The following is a 21,657-nucleotide window of genomic DNA, read 5'->3' on the forward strand; positions in this document are numbered from 1 at the left end:
TCATTTCGAACGCTTTCGTCCGTATCCGATTTCTTGATTCGCACGGAGTTTTACGCCGTCCGGCAAAGCCGCCGGAGGGGCTCCGTGCCTAACGGGGTTAAAGATGGAAGAGTTTCACAAGGTCCGGCGTCTGCCGCCGTATGTTTTCGAACAGGTCAACCGTTTGAAAGCAAGCGCGCGAGCGGGTGGCGCCGATATCATCGACCTTGGCATGGGAAACCCCGATCTGCCGACGCCCAAGGCGATTGTCGACAAGCTCTGCGAAGTGGTCCAGGACCCGCGCACCCATCGCTATTCTTCGTCCAAGGGCATTCCCGGCCTGCGCCGTGCCCAGGCCGCCTATTACGCCCGTCGCTTCGGCGTGAAGCTGAATCCGGAAACGCAGGTCGTCGCGACCCTCGGCTCCAAGGAAGGCTTTGCCAACATGGCGCAGGCGATCACCGCGCCCGGCGACGTCATCCTCTGCCCGAATCCGACCTATCCGATCCATGCCTTCGGCTTCCTGATGGCCGGCGGCGTGATCCGGTCCATGTCGGTCGAGCCGGACGAAAGTTTCTTCCCGCCGCTCGAGCGCGCCGTGCGCCACTCGATCCCCAAGCCGCTTGCTCTCATCATCAACTATCCGTCGAACCCGACGGCGCATGTCGCCACGCTCGATTTCTACAAGGACGTCATCGCATTCGCGAAGAAGCACGACATCATCGTGCTCTCCGACCTTGCCTATTCGGAAATCTACTTCGACGACAACGCGCCGCCGCCGTCCGTTCTGGAAGTGCCCGGCGCGATCGACGTGACGGTGGAGTTCACCTCCATGTCGAAGACCTTCTCCATGCCCGGCTGGCGCATGGGCTTTGCCGTCGGCAACGAGCGGCTGATCGCTGCGCTGACCCGCGTCAAGTCCTACCTAGACTACGGTGCCTTCACGCCAATCCAGGTCGCTGCGACCCATGCGCTGAACGGCGACGGCGCCGACATCGCGGAAGTGCGCAACGTCTACAAGCGCCGCCGCGACGTGATGGTCGATACCTTCGGCAAGGCCGGCTTCGACGTGCCGCCGCCGGCGGCCACCATGTTCGCCTGGGCGAAGATCCCGGAAAAGTTCCGCCACCTCGGCTCGCTGGAATTCTCCAAGCTGCTCGTCGAGAAGGCGGACGTCGCCGTCGCACCGGGCATCGGCTTCGGCGAGCAGGGCGACGATTACGTCCGCCTCGCGCTGGTCGAGAACGAGCACCGCATCCGCCAGGCGGCGCGCAACATCAAGAAGTTCCTCTCCACGGCGGACGAGACGATGCACAACGTCATCTCGCTGAACGCCCATCGCTGAAAAATCCGCCCTCCGCGCATCTGCGGAGGGCCTTCTTCCAAAACGTTAGGACATGACCATGGCTGATGCCCTGAAGATCGGCATTGCGGGCTTGGGGACCGTTGGTGCCTCGCTCGCGAAGATTCTCGTCGAACGCAGGGACATGCTCACGACAACGTGCGGCCGGCCGATCGAGATCGTCGCCGTGACCGCCCGCTCGAAGGGCCGCGACCGCGGCGTCGATCTTTCGGCAGCCGAATGGTTCGACGATCCGGTCGCGCTCGCCCGCGAGGCCAGGATCGACGTCTTCGTGGAACTGATGGGCGGCTCCGGCGATCCGGCCCGTGCCGCCGTCAAGGCGGCGCTTTCGCGCGGCGTGCATGTCGTGACGGCCAACAAGGCGCTGCTCGCCGCCCATGGCGTGGAGCTCGCCGGCATCGCGGAAAAGAACGGTGCCATCCTCAACTACGAGGCGGCTGTCGCCGGCGGCATCCCTGTTATCAAGGCGCTGCGTGAATCCCTGACGGGCAACACGATCTCGCGCGTCTACGGCATCATGAACGGCACCTGCAACTACATCCTGACCAAGATGGAGAAGGAAGGCCTTTCCTTCGAGGCTTGCCTCAAGGAAGCCCAGCGTCTCGGCTATGCCGAAGCCGATCCCGCCTTCGACATCGAGGGCAACGACACGGCGCACAAGCTGTCGATCCTCACGACGCTCGCCTTCGGCACGAAGATTGCGGCCGACGACATCTATCTCGAAGGCATCACCAACATCTCCATCGACGACATCCGTGCCGCCGCCGACCTCGGCTACCGCATCAAGCTGCTCGGCGTCGCACAGAAGACGGATACGGGCGTCGAACAGCGCGTGCACCCGACCATGGTGCCGCTCGACAGCGTCATCGCGCAAGTGGACGGCGTAACGAATGCCGTTGCGATCGAATCGGACATTCTCGGCGAACTCCTGATGGTCGGCCCCGGCGCCGGCGGCAACGCGACGGCCTCGGCCGTGCTCGGCGACATCGCCGACATCGCCAAGAGCCGTCCGGGTGGGCAGACCGTGCCGGCGCTCGGCCGCCCGGCCGCCTCTCTCTCCCCCTACAAGCGCGCGCAGATCCGCAAGCACCACGGCGGCTATTTCATCCGCCTTTCGGTGGAAGACCGCACCGGCGTCTTCGCCAGCATCGCCAAGCACATGGCGGAGAACGGCATCTCGCTGGAATCCATCGTGCAGCGCGCCCAGGCGAGCGCCGAGACCACTGACCCGAAGACGATCATCCTCGTCACCCATGCGACGATGGAGGATTCCGTCCGCAAGGCGGTCGCTTCCATCAAGGGCGAGGGGTACCTTGTCGGCGAACCGCAGGTGATCCGCATCGAGCGGCCGAAGACGACCTGATCTTTTCGTTTCTTCGGCGTGGCGTGGTATCAAGGGATCGATGAACCTCGCCACGCCCACCTTCGTCGTCCTCGGCCCTGGGTCGAGGATCTATGCGTCACCCGCGACGGTGGTTCCTCGGGGTAAGCCCGAGGATGAAGGACGAGAGGCGTTCGAGGGAGAGGTCTTCGCGACTTTGTCTGCAGTGTAGAGCATTTCCAGCAAAAGTGCGAAGCGATTTTGCGTCCGGAAATGCGGCAAAACAAGGAGATAGAGCGTTTTCGCGATTCGGGGAAAAGCGGAAAAGCTCTCGTTGCCGGAGCCGCCATGAGCATGCTGGAAAACGCCGACCCCGTCAGCCGGGCCTTCCTGAATGTCGAACGCTCGGTGACCGGCCAGCGCTGGGTGGCGCGGCTTGATCAGGCGGGCGAGAACCGGGCGCTGGCGATGAGCCAGAGCCACGGCCTGCCGGATCTCATCGCGCGCGTTCTGGCGGGGCGGGGCGTGCCCTTCGAAGGTGCCCTGGAATTCCTCGACCCGACGCTGCGCCGCCTGATGCCCGAACCCTACAGCCTGATGGACTGCGAGGCGGCCACCGAACGGCTGGCGCGCGCCATCGAAAAGCGTCAGCGCGTCGCGATCTTCGGCGACTACGACGTCGACGGCGCGTCGTCCTCGGCGCTCCTCTATCGTTTCCTCGCGCATTTCGGCGTGCAGGCGGAAATCTACATTCCCGACCGCATCTTCGAAGGTTACGGCCCCAACCCCAATGCCATCGCCCAGCTTATCGAGCGTGGTGCAGAGCTTATCGTCACGGTCGACTGCGGCTCGACCAGCCACGAGTCGCTGGCTGTCGCGAAGGAGCGCGGCATCGACGTGGTCGTCATCGACCACCACCAGGTGGGCGAGGCGCTGCCGCCGGCCCATGCGCTGGTCAATCCGAACCGCGAGGATGATTTGTCGGGGCAGGGGCATCTGTCGGCCGCCGGCGTGGTCTTTCTCGTCCTGGTCGCCCTGCAGCGCGTCCTGCGGGAAAGGGGCGACGGGCGGGCGAAAACCTTCGATCTGCTCGCCATGCTCGATCTCGTGGCGCTCTCCACCGTCTGTGACGTGGTGCCGCTGAAGGGGCTCAACCGCGCCTATGTGGTCAAGGGCCTCGTCGCGGCACGTCATCTCGGCAATGCCGGCCTGACGGCGCTCCTGAAGCAGGCGGGCATCGGCGGGCCGGTGACGCCGTACCATCTCGGCTTCCTCGTCGGCCCGCGCATCAATGCCGGCGGGCGTATCGGCGATGCAGCGCTCGGCAGCCGCCTCCTGACGATCGACGAACCGGGCGAGGCAGAGCGAATCGCCAAGCAGCTCGACGACCTCAACCGCGAGCGCCAGGCCATGGAGGCCGCCATGCTGGCCGAGGCGGAGGCCGAGGCACAGGCGGAATACGGCACCGGTGAAGGCGCCTCCGTCATCCTGACGGCCCGCGAGGGCTGGCATCCGGGCGTCGTCGGCCTGCTCGCCTCGCGCCTCAAGGATCGCTTCCGCCGACCCGCCTTCGCCATCGCCTTCGATCCCTCGGGTAAAGGCACCGGCTCCGGCCGCTCGATCAGCGGCTTCGATCTCGGCCGCATGGTGCGCGCCGCCGTCGACGAGGGCCTTCTCGTCAAGGGGGGCGGCCATGCCATGGCGGCGGGGCTGACGGTGGAGCGGTCGAATCTCGGCCGCCTGCGCGGCTTCTTCGAGGAGCGCGCCGAGCGCACCGTGCGCGATCTGGTGGCCGTGGAAACGCTGAAGATCGACGGTGCGTTGAGCGCAAGCGGTGCGACGCTGGCGCTTGCCGACCAGCTGGAGCAGGCCGGCCCGTTCGGTTCGGGGCATCCGCAGCCGATCTTCGCGCTGCCTGCGCACCGCGTACGCGACATCAGGCCCGTCGGCGTCAATCACCTGCGTCTCGAACTCGAAGGTCCCGACGGTGGCCGGCTCAGTGCCATGGCCTTCCGCGCGGCGGAAGCCGATCTCGGTCTTTTCCTGATGAAGCAGCGCGGCCAGGCGGTGCATCTCGCCGGCACGCTTTCCGCCGACAGCTGGCAGGGCAGCCGGCGCATGCAGTTCCGTGTTCTCGATGCCGCAAAGGCATTCTGAAACAACGTTATTCCGGAAGATGAACGGGAGAGTGGCACGCCCTAGGGGAGTCGAACCCCTCTTTTCAGAATGAAAATCTGACGTCCTAACCGATAGACGAAGGGCGCGTGCGGTGGGCGTTATCTAGTCGGGACCGCTGATTTGCGCAAGCCCTAAATGCAGGAATTTTCAGTTTTTTCCGTTTGATGTTTCCGCTTTTCTGCAGGCTGCGAAAACGCCAAAGGCCTCCACTCCGCCGCAAACCGGGAACATTCCTCTTCAATTGTTCGCCGGGAATGGCGACCCCTGCAGGACTCGAACCTGCGACATTCTGCTTAGAAGGCAGATGCTCTATCCAGCTGAGCTAAGGGGCCGGGGCTGGCAGGGCCAGCGAAACCTCAATGGGTCCAGGGCTGCATGCGGTTGAAGCGGAAATTGTCCGGGTAGGCGACGCGCTTGCGGGTCGATTCCTTCGGCTCGATCACGCGGTAGTCGATGCCCTTGCGTTCCGCATAGGCGACCGCCTCTTCGCTGGTTTCGAAGGTGAGCTTGACCTGCTGGTACATGTCGCCGGAGCTTGTATAGCCCATGATCGGGTCGATCGTCCGCGGCTTCTCGGCATCGAATTCCAGAACCCAGAGATTGGTCTTGGCCTTGCCGGATTGCATGGCGGTCTTGGCGGGACGATAGATCTTCGCGGTCATCGAAGCGGCTCCAGAATTCTCGCATAAAGGCGCACCGTTCCGCCGGCGCGCGTTCGAGAATGCATAACCCGGATTCCGTAAAGGGGGAATGACCGAACGCGCATTTGGCATCGAAACGCCCGCCGGACTGGTCGGAGTGGAGAGATTCGAACTCCCGACCCTCTGGTCCCAAACCAGATGCGCTACCAGACTGCGCTACACTCCGTCCGTCCCGGCGATGGGGAGATACACGCATCCGCCCCCCGCCGCAACAGCAAATGGGCGTTTTCAAGCGCTTGTCGCAGGAAATGCAGGCTTACTTCGCCTTGCGCAGCGAATCCATCAATTCGCTCTCGACGCGGTTGCCCGCGCGGATGCCGAGGCGCTTGGCCGTGCCGCCGTTGAGCTCCAGCACATAGTCGATCGGCCCTTGCGAATCGATGATCGATTCGGAGTGCGGCTCGGCGTTTTCCTTGATGGCGCGCACCTTGCCGTCCTTGGCGATGAACAGCATGTCGAGCGGCAGGTACGTGTTCTTCATCCACATGAAGACCTGCCGCGTCTCACCGAACGCGAAGAGCATGCCGCGGTCCTGCGCCATCTCGCGGCGGTGCATCAGCCCCTGTTCGCGCTGGCGCGGCGTAATGGCGAGCTCCACCGTGAAGGCATGGCTCTTGCCGTCCTTCGTGACGATCGTCAGCGGCTGTGTGTCGAATGTTTCCGCTGCGAAGGCCGAAAGGGAAAAACAGAAGAAAAGCGCCAGGGCGGCGCTAGCAAGGCGCGCGAAACCGGCCGCCCGCGCGAAAAGGCCCATCAGTGGGGCCTGTTGCCGGGAACCGGCATGTCCGGGTGGATTTCCGCTGCCATCAGGCCCTTCTCGCCGTCGCCGAAGCGGACCAGCACGACTTGACCGGGACGCAGTTCCGCCAGGCCGAAGCGGCGCAGCGTCTCCATGTGGATGAAGATGTCTTCCGTGCCTTCGCCGCGCGTCAGGAAGCCGAAGCCCTTCGTGCGGTTGAACCACTTGACCAGAACGCGCTCCAGTCCGCTCGACGGCGTGACCTGCACATGGGTCTTCACCGGAGGCATCTGCGAGGGGTGCACGGCCGTGGTCTGGTCCATGGAAAGGATGCGGAAGGCCTGGTAGCCGCGGTCGCGTTTCTGGATCAGTGCGACGACGCGCGTGCCCTCCAGAACCGTCTGGTAGCCGTCTCGGCGAAGGCAGGTGACGTGCAGCAGCACATCCTGCATGCCGTTGTCGGGAACGATGAAGCCGAACCCCTTGGCGACGTCGAACCACTTGATGACCCCGGTGATCTCGACGAGATCGACGGCGTCGTTGCTCTGGTCATCACGATCAGTGATTTCCTTTGAAGACACCCTATCCGCCATGACCTGCCAGCCCCTCGTTTACGCGTCACATGAGTTACGGTTAACTGATTCTTGATAACCAGAATAACATTGTCCCGATGCGAATGCGCAAGCCCCTTTGAAAGTTTTGCCGGTCCCATTGGTAGGCTGCAAGGCTTGCCTGAGGCTGACAAAACCCTACTCTTCCGGACGATTCCACATTCAGAGGATATTCCAATGCGTTATCTCCACACGATGGTCCGCGTCAAAGACGTCGACCAGTCCCTGCATTTCTATTCGACGCTGTTCGGCCTCACGGAAGTTCGCCGCTACGAGAACGAAAAGGGCCGATTCACGCTGATCTTCCTCGCCGCGCCCGACGATGTCGAAGCTGCGCGGGCGAATGCCGCCCCTTGCCTCGAGCTCACCTACAACTGGGACACCGAGGATTATGCCGGCGGGCGCAATTTCGGCCATCTCGCCTACGAGGTCGACGACATCTATGCGTTCTGCCAGAGGCTGATGGACAATGGCGTCACCATCAACCGCCCGCCGCGCGACGGCCACATGGCCTTCGTGCGTTCGCCGGACGGCATTTCCATCGAAATCCTGCAGAAGGGCGAGCGTCTGCCGGCGGCCGAACCCTGGGTTTCCATGGGCAACACCGGCGCCTGGTAGGCAAATGCCGGACGCAAGCTCCAGGCAAAGCTTGCATCCTATAGATCCGTGCAACGATCATCGTTCCGCCGTATTTGACCGGAAATCTCTTGCCCATCCGGTCGATCGCCAGCGAGAGGGTGCTTTGGCCGATTTGGGCCGGATAGCCTCCCGTTCTGCGTTTCACGGCTTCACGCGCTTCGGCCTTTACACCACCGGCCGAAACGCTAACATCGCAGCAACCGCAGCCTGGCCCTATGGCTTTTCTCGATTGCGGTTGCGACTGTTTGAAGAAATGGCCCTATCGGCGGCAAGACCGAGGGTGTGAACGTCGAAAGCGGGGGAAAGCCTTTGCAGGACATGCAGGGAAAGTGGCCAGGCCTGAAGGCGCTGCGGTATGGATTGCTGCTGGCCGTGTCGGTCGCCACGCTCTCGGGCTGCGTTTCCGCAGTCTCCACTGATATGCGCGCGGATAACAAGGCTGCGCAGGAAAGCGAAGACACGGTCGCCGAAGGCAGCACGGACGAGACCACCACGCCCGTGGTGAGCGCGGGTGCTGCGAACGCAGATTCTTCCGCCGCCCTCGATATCGCGGCCGCCGCCACGGCGGACCAGCAGGTCGCGGGCGAGGCAACCGGTGACCGGGCCGGCCTCGTGATGCAGCCGACGACGCTGAATGCCGGCAAAGCCAGCATATACGGCAACGGCAGCCAGGCCGTCGCGACCGGCAATGCCTATGCGACGCAGACCGCCGGCGCCAATGCTTCCGTCAACAGCCTCTATGCCAATACCGGTGCCGCGCAGACGACAGACCAGTCCGGCCGTCTGCCGGTCGAGGACATGCCACCGGTCGGGGCAACCGGCCAGCAGCCCCTCGCCATGCTCGGCGACGAGCAGGCGGAAATCACGCTGCCGGAAAACGGGCCGATTCCCAAGACCGCGCGAACGGCTCTTGCGGCGGAAGCCGCAACCGGCAATGCGGCCGAACTTGCGCTTGCGACGCCGGCGGACGATGGCGCAGCGGCCGTGCTGCCCGGCACCACGGGTCAGGTGAGCGCGACCGGCATCAAGAAGGACGAGCCGAGAAAGACCGTGACGCTCGCCTCGCTCTTCGCGGGCAAGCGCGAGGCCAAGCAGCAGTTCGATGGCGACCGTTTTGCCGAGCAACCGCGCCGCGTGCTCAACCGGGAAAGCGCAAACACCACCCGCAAGGCCTCGCTCGGCACGCTGCCGGGCGTCTCGATGGCGAGCGCCATGTTCTCGACGGATCACTCCGAGGCCGACGAGGTCGAGGATGACGGCCCGCAGTTCAAGGAAGTCGCCTCGCTTGCCGGCCTTGCCCGCCTTGCACCGAACGGCCTGTGGCTGCAGACGGACAAGGTGCGCACCGGCTGTTTCAAGCCGGAGCTGCTGCAGGTGCTGAAGACGATCGAGACCCACTATGACAAGCCGATCATCGTCACCTCGGGCCTGCGCGACCTGAAGGTCAACCGGACGAAGCAGTCGCTGCACACGCGCTGCGAGGCGGCCGACATCCAGATTTCCGGCGTCAGCAAATGGGAGCTGGCGGAGTATCTGCGCACCATGCCGGGCCGCGGCGGCGTCGGCACCTATTGCCATACCGAATCCGTGCATATCGACGTCGGTCCTGAACGCGACTGGAACTGGCGCTGCCGCCGACGCAAGTAGGCGGTGTCTCTAACCCTCTGTGATCGATACCTTTTCGCGTGGAGAGCCGCCCTCGGGGCGGCTCTTCATTTTTTTGTCACAACAGCTTTTTCCGGCTTGCAGAAGGCAGGATGCCCTTCTATAAGACGCCCACCGCACGCGCCCTTCGTCTATCGGTTAGGACGTCAGATTTTCATTCTGAAAAGAGGGGTTCGACTCCCCTAGGGCGTGCCACTCTCTCCTGTACTTACTGTAAAAAAACAAGCGATGCCGTGCTTTGGTGTGTCGTTTCCGCACGCCTTTCGGAACGAAGCATGGTTCAGAACGTTTAACTGTCACGGCTGCCATCTTACGCGGTCGGGCGAGAGGCCCCGTCGAGCTTGGCCCAGCGCTCCGGGGTCTCGAACCGCTTGGGTCGAGCCGCCCGCCCGGCCCAGCTTGCCGGACGAGCGGCTGCGTGTTGCCGACGGGGCAACGAAGCCGAGCCAACGGGCGACGCCGGGAGGGTCAACGGCGGCAACCTCAGGTCCTCAGCAGAAGAGATATGGGAAGGCCGATGCAGAATTGCCAGTGGTCAAATCTGGCTGGGCGGCAAGGCGTGGCTCGGGCGTCCGGCAGGCGGAGCTCCCTCGAAATGCGCTGGCTCCTATCCTTCACTCCCGCCTGTGAAAAACTTCGCGCCGACGCGATTTTTCGTCTTGCGAATCCATGCGGTCCCGACTAGATAACGCCCACCGCACGCGCCCTTCGTCTATCGGTTAGGACGTCAGATTTTCATTCTGAAAAGAGGGGTTCGACTCCCCTAGGGCGTGCCATTCTCTCCTTCCATTTCGTGTTTGAAATCCTGCAGGATTCACGGCTTGCAGTGCGCCGTGCCGCTTTGCCGTACAACAAGCTTGTCGCCCGGTCGCGGCTGTCCCGCCGCTTGTCAGCCGGGAGAACGTCGACGATCTTGCGCTCACCGAAATAAGCAGGAAAATCAATGGCGTCGACAGTCCGCAACCTTGGCTTCTCGGCCATTGTCGCCTTAGCCGTCGGGGGTGGCGAAACGCGGCGGATGTTGGCCGGCGACATCCATGTGTCAGATCGACGTCAGCCGCACCCGCTGCTCCAGCTTGGCGGCGTCCTCCTTCCGCTCGCTGTAGCGATCGGTCAGGTAGGAAGAGGCGTCACGGGTCAGAAGCGTGAATTTCACCAGCTCCTCGCAGACGTCGACGACGCGGTCGTAGTAGGATGAAGGCTTCATTCGCCCCTCCGCATCGAATTCCTGATAGGCCTTGGCAACCGACGACTGGTTCGGAATGGTGATCATCCGCATCCAGCGGCCAAGGATACGAAGCTGGTTCACGGCATTGAAGGACTGGCTGCCGCCGGAAACCTGCATGACGGCCAGCGTCTTGCCCTGGGTCGGGCGGACCGAGCCGACGGACAGCGGTATCCAGTCGATTTGCGCCTTCATGATCCCGGTCATCGCGCCGTGGCGCTCCGGACTGATCCAGACCTGCCCTTCGGACCATGCCGACAGTTCACGCAGCTCCCGGACCTTCGGGTGAGCGGCCGGTGCCTCGTCCGGCAACGGCAGGCCTCTCGGATCAAACAACCGGACGTCACAACCATGATGCTCCAGCAAGCGCTGCGCTTCAAAGGCGAGGAGCCGGCTGTAGGATATGTCGCGCAGAGAGCCGTAGAGGATCAGGATGCGGGGGCGGTGCGTCGAAAACGGCGGCCGGAGAGCAGCCGGATCGGGCTTGCGCAGATGGTTCGGCGAGGCCGCTGGCAATGGTTCAGACAAGGCGCTGCCCCTTCTCATCGAGAACCTGTTCGCCGTCTTCCTTCGCGAAGGAGCCCCGGTGCGTGTCGGGAAGGGTATCGAGAACGGTTTCGGACGGGCGGGCAAGGCGCGTCCCCATGGGTGAAACGACAAAGGGACGGTTGATCAGGATGGGGTCTCGCAGCATGGCATCGAGCAGCTCGTCGTCCGTGAGCGCCGGATTGTCGAGCCTGAGCTCGGCATAGCGCGGTTCCTTCTCGCGGACAGCAGCTCGGACGGTGAGACCGGCGCCGGCGATCATCCCGGCAAGCTGCGCGCGTGTCGGAGGCGTCTTCAGGTACTCGACCACCCTGGGTTCGATCCCGGCATTGCGGATCATGGCCAAGGCGTTTCGGGATGTGCCGCATGCGGGATTGTGATAGATGGTAACGTCCATGGTCATGCGCTTTCCGTTGATATGTTTCGGGAGACGGCGGGTGAGGCCTCGTACCAGCCCTTCGACCTGTTCACGATCCAGACGACCGACAGCATCACCGGGACTTCGATGAGGACGCCGACGACGGTGGCCAGCGCGGCCCCGGATTGAAATCCGAACAGGCTGATGGCGGCAGCGACCGCCAGTTCGAAGAAATTGCTGGCGCCGATCAGGGCGGACGGCCCGGCGACACAGTGTTGCTCGCCGGATAGGCGATTCAGCACATAGGCAAGGCCGGAATTCAGGTAGACCTGAATGAGGATCGGCACGGCGAGCAGGCCGATGACCGCGGGTTGCGCGATGATCTGCTCCCCCTGGAAGCCGAACAGCAGGACGAGGGTCGCGAGCAGCGAGACGAGGGAGACCGGTTGCAGTGTCTCCAGCAGGCCGTTCAACCGCGACGAATTGCCATCCGCGGTTAGCCTGTTCCTCAGAAGCTGAGCGATGACGACCGGTATGGCGATATACAGGACGACGGAGATCGCAAGCGTGTCCCAGGGCACGGAGATTGCCGACAGGCCCAACAGCAGGCCGACGACGGGCGCGAAGGCCACGATCATGATCGCGTCGTTGAGGGCGACCTGCGACAGGGTGAACAATGGCTCGCCGCGGGTGAGGTTGCTCCAGACGAAGACCATTGCGGTGCAGGGGGCCGCAGCAAGGATGATCAGGCCGGCGATGTAGGAATCGACCTGGTCCGCAGGCAGATACGGTCGAAACAGCCAGCCGATGAAGAGCCATGCCAGGATCGCCATCGAGAATGGTTTGATCGCCCAGTTGACGAGCAGCGTCACCCCGATGCCACGCCAGAATGTCCCGACCTTTGTCATGGATCGAAAATCGATCCTGATCAGCATCGGAATGATCATCAGCCAGATGAGGACCGCGACGGGAATGTTGACCTTCGCGATTTCGATGGAGGCGATGGCCTGAAACACGTCTGGCGCCCCATGCCCGAGAGCAACACCGACGATGATGCAGAGAAGGACCCAGACGGTCAGATATCGTTCAAAGGTGGACATCTAAGTTTTCCCTTGCAGGAGCAGCTGCCGTGCCATCCATTTTGCCGATTTCACGCGACACCAGCTCAAGCGCCGATTTATCGGGAAAGGTGAATGGTGAGAACGGCAGTGTGGGGTTGCCCGCGCGCGGAAAGGGCACGCTGGAGATTCTGTCGGCCATGGCTGAATCCGTCGCCTAGATCTCAGACTCAGGTTTTGCGGAAAGGCGCTTGAGCGCCGGATACCTTTCGGAGATCGGGTTCGTGGTCATGTGGGTCGCTCTTGCGGTTTGCAGCACGGCGTAAGTTCCGCGATCAACGGGGCGCAAAGCGCGGTGGAGCCGCCGCAGCAGTCTTTGAGAAGGAAGAGCATCAGTTCGCGAAGGCCATCCAGATTGGCTCTGTATATGATCGAGCGGCTTTGTCGCTCGCTTTTGACGAGGCCGGCTCTCGACAGGGTGGCCAGATGCGCGGACATCGTGTTCTGGGGAACGTCGAGCAATCGAGCGAGCTCGCCCGCCGGCACCCCTGCAGGTTCGTGCCGAACGAGAAGCCTGAAGGTTTCAAGGCGTGTTGCCTGGGCGAGCGCTGCAAGGGTGTTTACGGCTGAAGAGGTTTCCATATATCCAGAATAATGGATGTATTGCCTTTGTCAATGCAGGCCGGATTGACCTTCCGCTGCCGGCGCCTGTTCGCGGTCCATGCAAAAAAGGGCAGCCAAACGGCCGCCCCTTGTTTTGCCTGTTGTGCGTTCGTTACGAGTAAGGCGAGACGCACTGCTGGCGCGGGCCGTTGTAGGGCTGGAACGTGTTGTCATAGGCGCGGTATGACCGATAGCGGTTGGCGCACCAGCTCTGGTGCGATCCGCCACCCGCCTGCGGCTGATTGGCGATGGCACCGCCGATTGCAGCACCGAGGCCGAAAGCGGCGAGGGGATACCACCAGCCGTCCGAATGGCGGCGATAGCCCGGGCGATAGTCCCGATAGCCGCGATGGCCGTGCCAGCGCCTGTCTGCGCGCCGCTCATACCGGTCCCGGCGATCGCGGCGCTCGTAGCGATATTGCACCTTCTCCACGGCAGAGGCCTCCGGCACGGGCACCCTTGCGAAGGTCACGGCCTGGGCGGGGATGACGGAGGTTAGCGCGAGCGCGAGGGAAAGCGCCCCTGCGGCAAGACCAGTCTTCAAACTCAACATGGCAAAAACCTTTCCTGCTTCTTCGGAAGAAGAACGCGGCAAGGGCGGTGTGGTTCCAAAAACCTGACAAAAACCATGATTCCGTAAGGAAAAACGTCAAAAAAAACGGGTTGGTCCGCCTTGTCGGCTCGCCAACCCGTTCCGGTAAAATGCGGATCAGGGTGTTCGGGGTACAGGGGTTCTCACCACAATCCGGCTGCATCTCCAGATCTCCTGTGTGAGCGATCATGCCCGAATGCGATTTTGCCGATTGACAGAATGCGCATCTTTTTTGACAATTTCCACATGAGCAAACAAGCGCCGCGGCAGGGGCCGCTCGACATCACGATCGTGCTTCTGCCCGAGTCGTCGATCATGTCGCTCGCCTCGGCGCTCGATCCGATGCGCGCGGCAAATCGTGTCGTGCCGGAGCCGGTCTTCCGCTGGACGATCCTGTCGCCTTTGGGCAAGCCGGTGCTCCTGACCTGCGGTGTGGAAATCCGCGTGGACGGCGCCTTTGCCGATGTCACGAGCGGCGATGCGCTGCTCGTCATCGCCGGTTTCAACCAGGAGCGCCATGCCGACCGGACCTTCGTGTCGCGGCTGAAGAAGGTGGCGCGGCGGTTCGACGTGGTGGCCGGCATCGAATCGGGTTGCTGGCTGCTGGCGCGCTCCGGCCTGCTCGATGGGCGCGATGCGACGGCGCATTGGGAGGAGCTGGAGGATTTTGCGGCGGCCTTTCCGGCGCTCAATGTCCGGGCCGACCGCTTCGTCACAGACGGGCCGCTCTGGACCTCCGGTGGCGCTTCGCCGACCTTCGACATGATGCTGCATCTGGTGCGCGAGCGATTCGGTTCGGCAGTGGCGCTCGATGTGGCGAGCGTCTTCGTCTATGACGAGGTGCATGCCGCGACGGATGCGCAGCCGCTCGTCTCGCTCGGCCGGCTGGGAGAACATCAGCCGGACCTCGCCGCAGCGATCCGCCTCATGGAACGCACGATCGACAGGCCGCTGACCATTGCCGCGCTCGCAAGGCGTCTCGGTTTTTCCACGCGCAAGCTGGAGACGCTGTTTGCCACGGGCCTCGGCATCGGGCCGGGAAAATATTATTTGCGCCTGCGGCTGACGGCAGCACAGCGGCTGGTGCGCGACACGTCGCTTTCAATCCAGGATGTGGCGCTGCGCAGTGGCTTCGACAGCCTTTCCGCCTTTTCGCGCGCCTTCCGCAATCACTTCGGCGCCAGCCCGCTCAAGCTGCGGGCCGAGCAGCGGGCCAAATAGAGCGCGGCCGGTTCCGGGACAGCAGAACCGGCCGCAGGGCCATGGTCGGGGACGGGGATTGGGGGACTGACCGGGCCCTTTCTCGCGCCCGGCGGGGTCGCCGGGCAGTCTCGTCATACGGCGCCTTGCGGCGGCCGGAGGTTACTTGACGCTACCGACGGCGTCGGCACGACCGTCCTGAAGCTTGACCCACTTGCCGGCATTGGCCGAGGACTGGCGCTTCAGGTAGCGGTATTCGGTCTGCGACCAGAGCAGGACCTTGTTGCGCATGTTGTCGAGCACGAAGTCGCCGCGGTCGGTGCGCACGGTCAGCACGGCATGGCCTTCGCCGTTCGGCTGCAGCACGACGGTGATTAGGAGGTTCGACGGCGAGATGCCGGCTTCCATCAGGCGCTTGCGCTTGATCAGCACGTAGTCCTCGCAGTCCGCCGCGCCGTTGGGATAGGTCCACTGTTCCTCGACGCCGTAGATTTCCATGTCTGTCAGCGGTGCGAACTCGGTGTTGGCCGAAAAATTGACGTTGAGGATCGTCTTCCAGTTTTCCTGCGTCAGCGTGAGCGGGCCGGCATCCTTGCCGTTCGAGCCGCACTCGTCGCTGTACTGCTTGCAGAATTCATAGTGCCCGATGGGCTGGTTGGTCGCGCCGGCCAGCGGAATGTTCGCGGGCAGCGCCATCGCGGCACCGGCGGCGGCGAGAGAGAAGAGGAATGCAAACGTCCCTGTCTTGATCGTTTTTGTCATTGTGTTCGTCCCCGTTTGATGAGGTCACAATGACAGCTATGTTTTGAGCTTACGCGAAAAACCGAAGTATAACTTAGTTCAAATCAAGATCGCATAAGCATAAAATAAGAATAGAATTTGAGTTTGTTTTGATCTGTATTTGAGATGTATTTGATTAAAATTTGAACGAATTTCCACCTGCTCCGGGAGCGTTGCTTGTGTCGTAAGTGGCTGGTTTAAAGGGATATTTTTTGACTCCTCCTCGAGTTGCCGGAGGGTTGTTTTCCGGCTGAGCGTGCCGGTGGGGGGGATGGGGAGCCACATGCGGTGCCGAGCGGGTGCGCGGAAAGTCAGGGGAAACACTGCTAGCGTCAGAAAAACGCTTTCGACGGACAAAATTTTTTTGAATTTATTTTTGCGCAGATTGATCTGTTTCGTCCTGAAACAGCAAAGGGCCCCGCGGGGCCCTTGTGGAACAGGTCGGTGTCGCGCCGTCCTGAAATGTTACAGGAAAGCGGTCAGGGCTTCCTTCGACTGGACGGAGGAGAACTCGATGGCGACGCCCTCCTGGAAGTGCCGCACGACGCGGCCCTTCATGTTGCCGAGCTGGATGGGTGTGCCCAGGGCCGGGCGCACGTCGATGTCGACGGCGGCGCCGGAGAGCGACAGGTCGATGATGCGGCAGGGGTAGCGCCGGCCGTCGTCGAGCGACAGCTCGGTGCGGGTGTTGCGCGGCGTCAGGCGGTTGTGGCGGCGGTCTTCCGGCAGGCCCAGTTCATGCTTGTTGGCGATCCAGGTTAGCTGTGCGGCGAGTTTTTCGCGCTTGCGGTCCGTGGCGGTAAGGAGAATGGCAAAGCCATTGTCGTTGAGGGCGGCGACGCTGCCCTCGATGCGGCCGAGATGATCGACATAGGCGATGATGCGCTCGCCCATGCGCGGGCGGGCGGCACAGATGAAGTTGGCGTCGCCGGGCGACATGTCGAGCACCGTGCACTCGTATTCATCGTGATTGGGCAGCATCAGCCGGCCGGGCAGGGTCACCGAGACGCGTTGAAAGCTGCGCTGCTCGGGCTGCAGCTTGCGGGCGGCGGGCGATGCTTGCTGGAATGAGTACATGTGCGCGCGGGCCTGATGATCCTATCTCTTTCCAACTCTTAATCTTTCGGGGTTAACAGAAGGTTCGTTGCGCCGTGGAAAAGTCGTCACACGCGCATCCGTCAACAACTATGAAGCGCCCTCGATTGTAGTTGTGCCGCCAGCCTCACGTATCGTCAGTCTGGCGGCCGCCTTCGAAGATGCGAAGATGCAGCACGCGGTTCACCGTCTGGCCAAGCCCCACCGGCCGCATGGCCATGATGGAGGTGGGCATGGGAACGGCGGGCCGGTTGCCCTCGAGGGTGCGCGCGCGGCTCGGGTCGATGACCGAAAGTGCGCCGAGTGTCGCATAGCGGAAGGCGCTCAGCGGCTGGCGCTGGCCGGGCAGGGGGGAGAAGGCGCCGATGATGCGATCGGCCACTTTGCCGTTGCTGGCGAGCGGCAGCAGCACGATCTCGGCCTCGGTGGTCTCCAGCCGGCCATCGACGAGTGCGACCTGCAGGACCGCGGGTGCCGCATGCGCCATCACATTCTCGGTGATCCGCGCGATGCGGGTGCGCTGGTCGGGCGCAAAGAGCGTGTCGAAGCCGGTCGCCTTCAGTTCCCGGCCGAACTGCGCACAGAGGCGCGTGCCCGCCAGGCGAAAACGCGGATCGTGCAGCCGGCTGTGTTCCAGGATGAAGACATCCGGGAGGATCGGCGCGATGTCGGCGGGCTCGATGACGCTTCGCAGCGGAACGCGGCGATCGCCACGCTGGCGCGTCCAGTAATCGTAAAGGGCCGTGATGGCCTTCGTCTGCATGCTCATTTCCAATCGGTTCTGTTCCGTTCCGGCACGAAAGGCCGGGCATATGGTGGTCATGCCAGGGAAGGAGCGAGTTTCGTGCCAGCGCGCCGTTAAGGTTAACGATTGGTTTCGATTGCGCTTGAGGCCGGCATGGGAGAACATCCGGGCATTCCTCCACGAGGGAATGGTTTACTGCACATCGATTTCAGCCCCGGGGATTGGGGGCGCCGGCCGTCAGCGAAAGCTGCACGGCCTTTCTTTTCTCTGTATAAGCGCGATTCGTATTTTATAAATTTGGTGGATCGGTCATGAGCAACGACGGCGTTGACGCGCGGGATGGCAGTGCGGATATCCGCAAGCGAGAGCCGGCCTTCAACCTGCCGGGCAGCCTCGTCGCGGTCCTGGCACTCCTGACCGCAATCCATGTGATCCGCACCTATCTTCTCTCGGCCTCTGCGGACGAGTACGTGCTCCTGCATTTCGCCTTCATTCCCGGGCGCTATGCCATTCCCTTCGCCGAGCAGGATCTCGGCTGGCTCTGGGGGCCTATCACCTATTCGCTGCTGCATGGCAGCTGGGAACACCTGATCTTCAACGCCTTCTGGATGGTCGCCTTCGGGGCGCCGGTGGTGCGCCGCATCGGTGTCACGCGCTTCTTCCTGTTCTGGTGCCTTTCGGCCATCGCGGCGGTTGCCTTTCATACGGCCCTGCACTGGGGCGCAATGATCCTCGTCGTCGGCGCCTCCGGCGTCGTGTCGGGCCTGATGGGGGCAGCGGCCCGCTTCGTCTTCTCGCCGAGCGGGCGCATCAGCCGGCAGTTCGCCCATCTCAACCGCCGCCTGACGATCGCAGAGGCGCTGTCCAACCGGTCCGTGCTGGTCTTTTCCGGCATCTGGTTCCTGACGAACTTCCTGATCGGATTCGGCCAGATCTTCGGCTCGGATGCCGGCGGGGCCATCGCCTGGGAAGCCCATATCGGCGGCTTCCTGTTCGGCTTCCTGTTCTTCCCGCTGTTCGATGTGGCAACGTCGGAAAGCCGCCGGGATTAACGATAGTCCATTAGCGGTCTTGCAATCGCCTCCTTCGTGGCGCACCATGGTTGTGTTCCGGTTCGCACATGCACACCGGAACGGGGCGACACCGTGCAGGAGGAAGCGGGTGTCGCCGGTACTGGCAGGGCATCCCTGCGCGGGTGTCCCGCCTCTCTGCGTTCATGATGCACACGGGAGGTACGCATGTATGTAAAGACGATACTGGACGAAAAAGGCCGCAACGTCGTCACCGGCGGCCCGCAGCTCACCGTCAGGCAAGCCGCCGTCTATCTGCATGAAAATCACATCGGCGCCATCGTCATCCTCGACCGCAACGACCGCATCGCCGGCATTGCGACCGAACGCGATATCGTTGCCGCCGTGGCCCGCAACGGGGCCGAATGCCTGGACAAACCCATTTCCTCCATCATGTGGGGTAACGTCCATCGTTGCGGCGAGAACCAGACCGTCGATGAACTCATGGAAATGATGAGCACGCTGCGCGCCCGCCATATCCCGGTGGAGAAGGACGGCAGGCTCGTCGGTATCATCTCGATCGGTGACGTGGTGAAATCCCATATCCGGGCGATCCAGCACGAGGCGGATGCCATCAAGGCCTATATCGCCGGCTGATTGCAGGTCTCCCGAACGGTTTCGGGCGGAGCGATGTGTCGCTCCGCCCGCTCCGGCATTTTTAAAAGCAAGCCTCTCTCAGCGCATCAGCACGACTTCCTGCATGCGCTTGATCTCGGTTATGCGGGCCTTCGCCTCCAGGTAACCGCGGTCGATCGCTTCGCCGGCGCGGTGGAACTCCGACAGGCCGATATCCGACAGTTTGGGGTGCAGCGCGAGATCCGGCGGGTCGCCGGCAAGGCGCGCGCGCGAAATGCGGTCCTGGATGATGTTGAAGGACTGTACCATGACGCTCGTCAGGCCGAGGCGCGCAGCGCTGTCCTCCTGCTTGTGCTCGTCGATCTTCTGTTCGCTGGCGCTGTGCTTGATCACTGCCGAGCGGCCATAAAGGTCGTAATTGAGGTTGACGGCAACGACCAGCGGCTCCTCGTGGGCGCGGCAGACCGACACCGGAACCGGATTGACCAGCGCCCCATCGACCAGCGTGCGGTTGTTGCACTTGATCGGCTCGAAGATGCCGGGCAAGGCATAGGAGGCACGGATGGCGGTGATCAGCGCGCCGCTGTTGATCCAGACCTCGTGGCCGCTGTTGACCTCGGTGGCGACGGCGACGAAGGGGCGGTCGAGGCTCTCGATCGAGAGATTCTCCAGATGCTCCTGCATGCGTCTGGTCAGCCGCATGCCGCCGAAGAGGCCGGAACCGCGAATGGTGAAATCGAGAAGGCTGGCGATGCGCCGCATGGTGAGCGAGCGGGCAAAAGCCTCCAGTTCGTCCAGCTTGCCGGCGAGATAACAGCCGCCGACGAGAGCGCCGATCGAGGTGCCGGCGATCATCGAGACCTCGATGCCTTCCTCGTCCAGCGCCCGGAGCACGCCGATATGGGCCCAGCCGCGGGCAGCACCGCCGCCCAGCGCCAGCGCGATCTTGGATTTGCGCGGCGTGGCCGGCGCGGGAATATGGGACATGTCGTTCATGGAAGGGCCGCCGGGGTCGGATGCATCCGCCGTTACGAGACTACGATTGAAACTCCAGTTCAACATTCCGGACCTCCATTACCAAGAGGAATTCGCAGCGAGGCAATCCGTTCCGGTGCCTCGGCACCCTCGGCAACACAATAGATGACAGGATAGAAGCACTCTGTGACGCGGGGAACTTTGCCGAAGATAATCTCCCGGCGGGTTGTCTCGTGTGCGTCCGGTCGCAGCTGGAGGAGGGCCTTCGCCCGCAGGATCGGCACCGCGGTGAGGGTGGCCTTGGAAACCGGTCGTGACGCACGAGAGCGATGGGGTTCCATGTCCTGATCCAATGGCGGGGGTAGAGGCCGCCATGGGGGGTATTAGGCGTCGGCACCGGTTGCCAATTGATGAATCCGTGCCGAAACCGGACGGATTTCGCCGGGATGCTTAATTTTTCCCGTAGACCGACGCCGGATCGAATTGTGGCGTGCCGCCGGTGATCGTCAGCAGGGCACCGTCCGGGCCGCTTGAGACGGTGCGGTAGAAGCAGGAGCGGCGGCCTGTGTGGCAGGTCGCGTCATGGCCCGCAACCGAGACCTTCAGCCACACGGCGTCCTGGTCGCAATCCGTCCGCAGCTCCACGACGGTCTGCAGGTTCCCCGAGGTTTCGCCCTTCTTCCACAGGGCCTTGCGCGAACGGCTCCAATAGTGCGCGATGCCCGTCTCGATGGTCAGGGCCAGGGATTCGGCATTCATGTGGGCGACCATCAGCAGTTCGCCGTCCTTCGCATCCGTCACCACGGCCGTCACCAGGCCGTGCTCGTCGAAACGCGGCGTGAAGGCCGGGCCCGTTTCGAGCTCGGCCTTGTCCTTGGAGGGGCTTTGGAAGGTGATCGGCATGGCGGTCGGCTCCGTCGAAAGGGAGCCGGTCCTCGCCTAGCTCCGGATCATCGTCATGAACCGTACCTGCTCGGTCGGTTCGGTCTTGAAGGCACCGGTAAAGGTGGTGGTGAGCGTTGTCGAGCCCTGTTTCTGGATGCCGCGCATCGCCATGCACATATGCTCGGCCTCGATCATCACGGCGACCCCGCGCGGGTTCAGCGTCTCGTCGATCGACCTGGCGATCTGCGCCGTCATCGTCTCCTGCGTCTGCAGGCGGCGGCCGTAGATCTCGACCACGCGGGCGATCTTGGAGAGGCCCAGCACCCGGCCGTTCGGCAGGTAGGCAACATGCGCCTTGCCGATGATCGGCACCATGTGGTGCTCGCAATGCGAGAAGAACGGGATGTCCTTCACCAGCACCATGTCGTCATAGCCGGCGACCTCTTCGAAGGTGCGGCCGAGCACGTCTTCGGCGGCGAGGTCATAACCGGAGAACAGTTCGCGATAGGCTTTTGCGACACGCTTGGGCGTATCGAGCAGTCCTTCACGCTCCGGATCGTCGCCCGCCCAGCGAAGCAGGACGCGAACGGCATCCTCCGCCTCTTTTTGCGAGGGACGGCCCGACGGATCGTCGACACGCGGAAAATTGGTGACTATGGCGTCCATGGACCCATTGACCTTTCTGCAGGTTAC

The 21,657-nt window shown here is 63.0% G+C and carries 23 protein-coding genes and 5 tRNA genes; 10 read left to right on the forward strand and 18 right to left on the reverse strand.

What is annotated here, in order from left to right; all coding sequences use genetic code 11:
* Nucleotides 1-103 precede the first annotated feature (103 nt).
* From AKG11_RS10655 to recJ, 3 genes are all read left to right on the forward strand, one after another.
* Nucleotides 104-1,324: an LL-diaminopimelate aminotransferase gene (locus AKG11_RS10655; RefSeq protein ID WP_023511915.1), complete on the forward strand. Its 1,221-nt coding sequence runs from the start codon at nucleotides 104-106 to the stop codon at nucleotides 1,322-1,324.
* Nucleotides 1,325-1,382: 58 nt separating this feature from the next.
* Nucleotides 1,383-2,705 (forward strand): homoserine dehydrogenase, encoded by a 1,323-nt coding sequence (locus tag AKG11_RS10660; protein WP_050744031.1) that lies wholly within the window; start codon nucleotides 1,383-1,385, stop codon nucleotides 2,703-2,705.
* A 312-nt stretch (nucleotides 2,706-3,017) separates the two neighbouring features.
* On the forward strand, nucleotides 3,018-4,820 hold the full coding sequence (gene recJ / locus AKG11_RS10665; RefSeq protein ID WP_050744032.1) for a single-stranded-DNA-specific exonuclease RecJ: 1,803 nt from the start codon (nucleotides 3,018-3,020) through the stop codon (nucleotides 4,818-4,820).
* Between the two features lie 32 nt (nucleotides 4,821-4,852).
* On the opposite strand, the gene AKG11_RS10670 is transcribed toward recJ, so the two are convergent.
* The 6 genes from AKG11_RS10670 to AKG11_RS10695 form a co-directional block, all read right to left on the reverse strand.
* A tRNA-Glu gene (locus AKG11_RS10670) sits at nucleotides 4,853-4,927 on the reverse strand.
* Between the two features lie 169 nt (nucleotides 4,928-5,096).
* Nucleotides 5,097-5,173: transfer RNA gene (locus tag AKG11_RS10675), tRNA-Arg, on the reverse strand.
* 24 nt (nucleotides 5,174-5,197) lie between these two features.
* On the reverse strand, nucleotides 5,198-5,503 hold the full coding sequence (locus tag AKG11_RS10680; RefSeq protein ID WP_050743877.1) for an ETC complex I subunit: 306 nt from the start codon (nucleotides 5,501-5,503) through the stop codon (nucleotides 5,198-5,200).
* A 128-nt stretch (nucleotides 5,504-5,631) separates the two neighbouring features.
* Nucleotides 5,632-5,708, reverse strand: a tRNA-Pro gene (locus tag AKG11_RS10685).
* A gap of 90 nt (nucleotides 5,709-5,798) precedes the next feature.
* Nucleotides 5,799-6,296, reverse strand: coding sequence for a DUF192 domain-containing protein (locus tag AKG11_RS10690; protein WP_023517361.1), 498 nt, complete (start codon nucleotides 6,294-6,296; stop codon nucleotides 5,799-5,801).
* On the reverse strand, nucleotides 6,296-6,874 hold the full coding sequence (locus AKG11_RS10695) for a cold-shock protein (RefSeq protein ID WP_024270461.1): 579 nt from the start codon (nucleotides 6,872-6,874) through the stop codon (nucleotides 6,296-6,298). Before AKG11_RS10695 ends, AKG11_RS10690 begins: the two co-directional genes overlap by 1 nt.
* Before the next feature lie 195 nt (nucleotides 6,875-7,069).
* Here AKG11_RS10695 and gloA point away from each other — a divergent pair, with 195 nt between their 5' ends.
* The 4 genes from gloA (at nucleotide 7,070) to AKG11_RS10715 (ending at nucleotide 9,972) form a co-directional block, all read left to right on the forward strand.
* Nucleotides 7,070-7,510, forward strand: coding sequence for a lactoylglutathione lyase (gene gloA, locus AKG11_RS10700; RefSeq protein WP_023516788.1), 441 nt, complete (start codon nucleotides 7,070-7,072; stop codon nucleotides 7,508-7,510).
* A gap of 339 nt (nucleotides 7,511-7,849) precedes the next feature.
* Nucleotides 7,850-9,178 carry a YcbK family protein gene (locus tag AKG11_RS10705; protein WP_082342411.1) on the forward strand — a complete coding sequence of 443 codons (1,329 nt, stop codon included), beginning with the start codon at nucleotides 7,850-7,852 and terminating at the stop codon, nucleotides 9,176-9,178.
* A gap of 138 nt (nucleotides 9,179-9,316) precedes the next feature.
* Nucleotides 9,317-9,391, forward strand: a tRNA-Glu gene (locus AKG11_RS10710).
* A 506-nt stretch (nucleotides 9,392-9,897) separates the two neighbouring features.
* A tRNA-Glu gene (locus AKG11_RS10715) sits at nucleotides 9,898-9,972 on the forward strand.
* A 266-nt stretch (nucleotides 9,973-10,238) separates the two neighbouring features.
* Here AKG11_RS10715 and arsH read toward each other — a convergent pair.
* The 6 genes from arsH to AKG11_RS10740 all read right to left on the reverse strand — a co-directional run bounded on the left by arsH (nucleotide 10,239) and on the right by AKG11_RS10740 (nucleotide 13,599).
* Entirely contained in the window at nucleotides 10,239-10,967 is a 729-nt protein-coding gene (arsH, locus tag AKG11_RS10720; RefSeq protein ID WP_050743879.1) for an arsenical resistance protein ArsH, read from the reverse strand.
* Entirely contained in the window at nucleotides 10,942-11,364 is a 423-nt protein-coding gene (gene arsC / locus AKG11_RS10725; protein WP_050743880.1) for an arsenate reductase (glutaredoxin), read from the reverse strand. The genes arsH and arsC overlap by 26 nt, the downstream gene beginning before the upstream one ends.
* Nucleotides 11,365-11,366: 2 nt before the next feature.
* The gene (arsB, locus tag AKG11_RS10730; protein WP_050743881.1) at nucleotides 11,367-12,425 is read right to left on the reverse strand and encodes an ACR3 family arsenite efflux transporter; all 1,059 of its coding nucleotides are present in this window, start codon (nucleotides 12,423-12,425) and stop codon (nucleotides 11,367-11,369) included.
* Nucleotides 12,412-12,585, reverse strand: a complete 174-nt coding sequence (locus AKG11_RS34530) for a hypothetical protein (RefSeq protein ID WP_156334083.1) — start codon at nucleotides 12,583-12,585, stop codon at nucleotides 12,412-12,414. The genes arsB and AKG11_RS34530 overlap by 14 nt, the downstream gene beginning before the upstream one ends.
* Before the next feature lie 86 nt (nucleotides 12,586-12,671).
* Complete coding sequence (locus tag AKG11_RS33685; protein ID WP_053190849.1) at nucleotides 12,672-13,025, reverse strand: ArsR/SmtB family transcription factor; 354 nt, start codon at nucleotides 13,023-13,025, stop codon at nucleotides 12,672-12,674.
* 133 nt (nucleotides 13,026-13,158) lie between these two features.
* Nucleotides 13,159-13,599, reverse strand: coding sequence for a BA14K family protein (locus AKG11_RS10740; RefSeq protein WP_050743883.1), 441 nt, complete (start codon nucleotides 13,597-13,599; stop codon nucleotides 13,159-13,161).
* Between the two features lie 285 nt (nucleotides 13,600-13,884).
* Here AKG11_RS10740 and AKG11_RS10745 point away from each other — a divergent pair, with 285 nt between their 5' ends.
* A complete protein-coding gene (locus AKG11_RS10745; RefSeq protein ID WP_037407892.1) occupies nucleotides 13,885-14,859 on the forward strand; it encodes a GlxA family transcriptional regulator in 975 nt (324 codons plus the stop codon).
* Nucleotides 14,860-15,000: 141 nt separating this feature from the next.
* Here the strand turns inward: AKG11_RS10745 and AKG11_RS10750 are convergent, their stop codons facing one another.
* The 3 genes from AKG11_RS10750 to AKG11_RS10760 all read right to left on the reverse strand — a co-directional run bounded on the left by AKG11_RS10750 (nucleotide 15,001) and on the right by AKG11_RS10760 (nucleotide 17,476).
* On the reverse strand, nucleotides 15,001-15,600 hold the full coding sequence (locus AKG11_RS10750) for a transglutaminase-like cysteine peptidase (protein WP_023516323.1): 600 nt from the start codon (nucleotides 15,598-15,600) through the stop codon (nucleotides 15,001-15,003).
* A gap of 483 nt (nucleotides 15,601-16,083) precedes the next feature.
* The gene (locus AKG11_RS10755) at nucleotides 16,084-16,695 is read right to left on the reverse strand and encodes a PilZ domain-containing protein (RefSeq protein WP_050743884.1); all 612 of its coding nucleotides are present in this window, start codon (nucleotides 16,693-16,695) and stop codon (nucleotides 16,084-16,086) included.
* Nucleotides 16,696-16,840: 145 nt separating this feature from the next.
* Nucleotides 16,841-17,476 carry a PAS domain-containing protein gene (locus AKG11_RS10760; protein WP_050743885.1) on the reverse strand — a complete coding sequence of 212 codons (636 nt, stop codon included), beginning with the start codon at nucleotides 17,474-17,476 and terminating at the stop codon, nucleotides 16,841-16,843.
* Between the two features lie 293 nt (nucleotides 17,477-17,769).
* Between AKG11_RS10760 and AKG11_RS10765 the strand changes: the two genes are divergently transcribed.
* Nucleotides 17,770-18,510, forward strand: a complete 741-nt coding sequence (locus AKG11_RS10765; RefSeq protein ID WP_050743886.1) for a rhomboid family intramembrane serine protease — start codon at nucleotides 17,770-17,772, stop codon at nucleotides 18,508-18,510.
* A gap of 186 nt (nucleotides 18,511-18,696) precedes the next feature.
* The gene (locus tag AKG11_RS10770; RefSeq protein WP_023516762.1) at nucleotides 18,697-19,125 is read left to right on the forward strand and encodes a CBS domain-containing protein; all 429 of its coding nucleotides are present in this window, start codon (nucleotides 18,697-18,699) and stop codon (nucleotides 19,123-19,125) included.
* A gap of 78 nt (nucleotides 19,126-19,203) precedes the next feature.
* Here the strand turns inward: AKG11_RS10770 and AKG11_RS10775 are convergent, their stop codons facing one another.
* The 3 genes from AKG11_RS10775 to folE form a co-directional block, all read right to left on the reverse strand.
* Nucleotides 19,204-20,166, reverse strand: a complete 963-nt coding sequence (locus AKG11_RS10775; protein WP_023516451.1) for a patatin-like phospholipase family protein — start codon at nucleotides 20,164-20,166, stop codon at nucleotides 19,204-19,206.
* Between the two features lie 363 nt (nucleotides 20,167-20,529).
* A complete protein-coding gene (hisI, locus tag AKG11_RS10780; protein ID WP_050743887.1) occupies nucleotides 20,530-20,982 on the reverse strand; it encodes a phosphoribosyl-AMP cyclohydrolase in 453 nt (150 codons plus the stop codon).
* 36 nt (nucleotides 20,983-21,018) lie between these two features.
* Entirely contained in the window at nucleotides 21,019-21,630 is a 612-nt protein-coding gene (folE, locus tag AKG11_RS10785) for a GTP cyclohydrolase I FolE (RefSeq protein WP_024270818.1), read from the reverse strand.
* Nucleotides 21,631-21,657 lie beyond the last annotated feature (27 nt).

The sequence above is a fragment of the Shinella sp. SUS2 genome, assembly GCF_001262505.1.
Classification (GTDB): Bacteria; Pseudomonadota; Alphaproteobacteria; order Rhizobiales; family Rhizobiaceae; genus Shinella.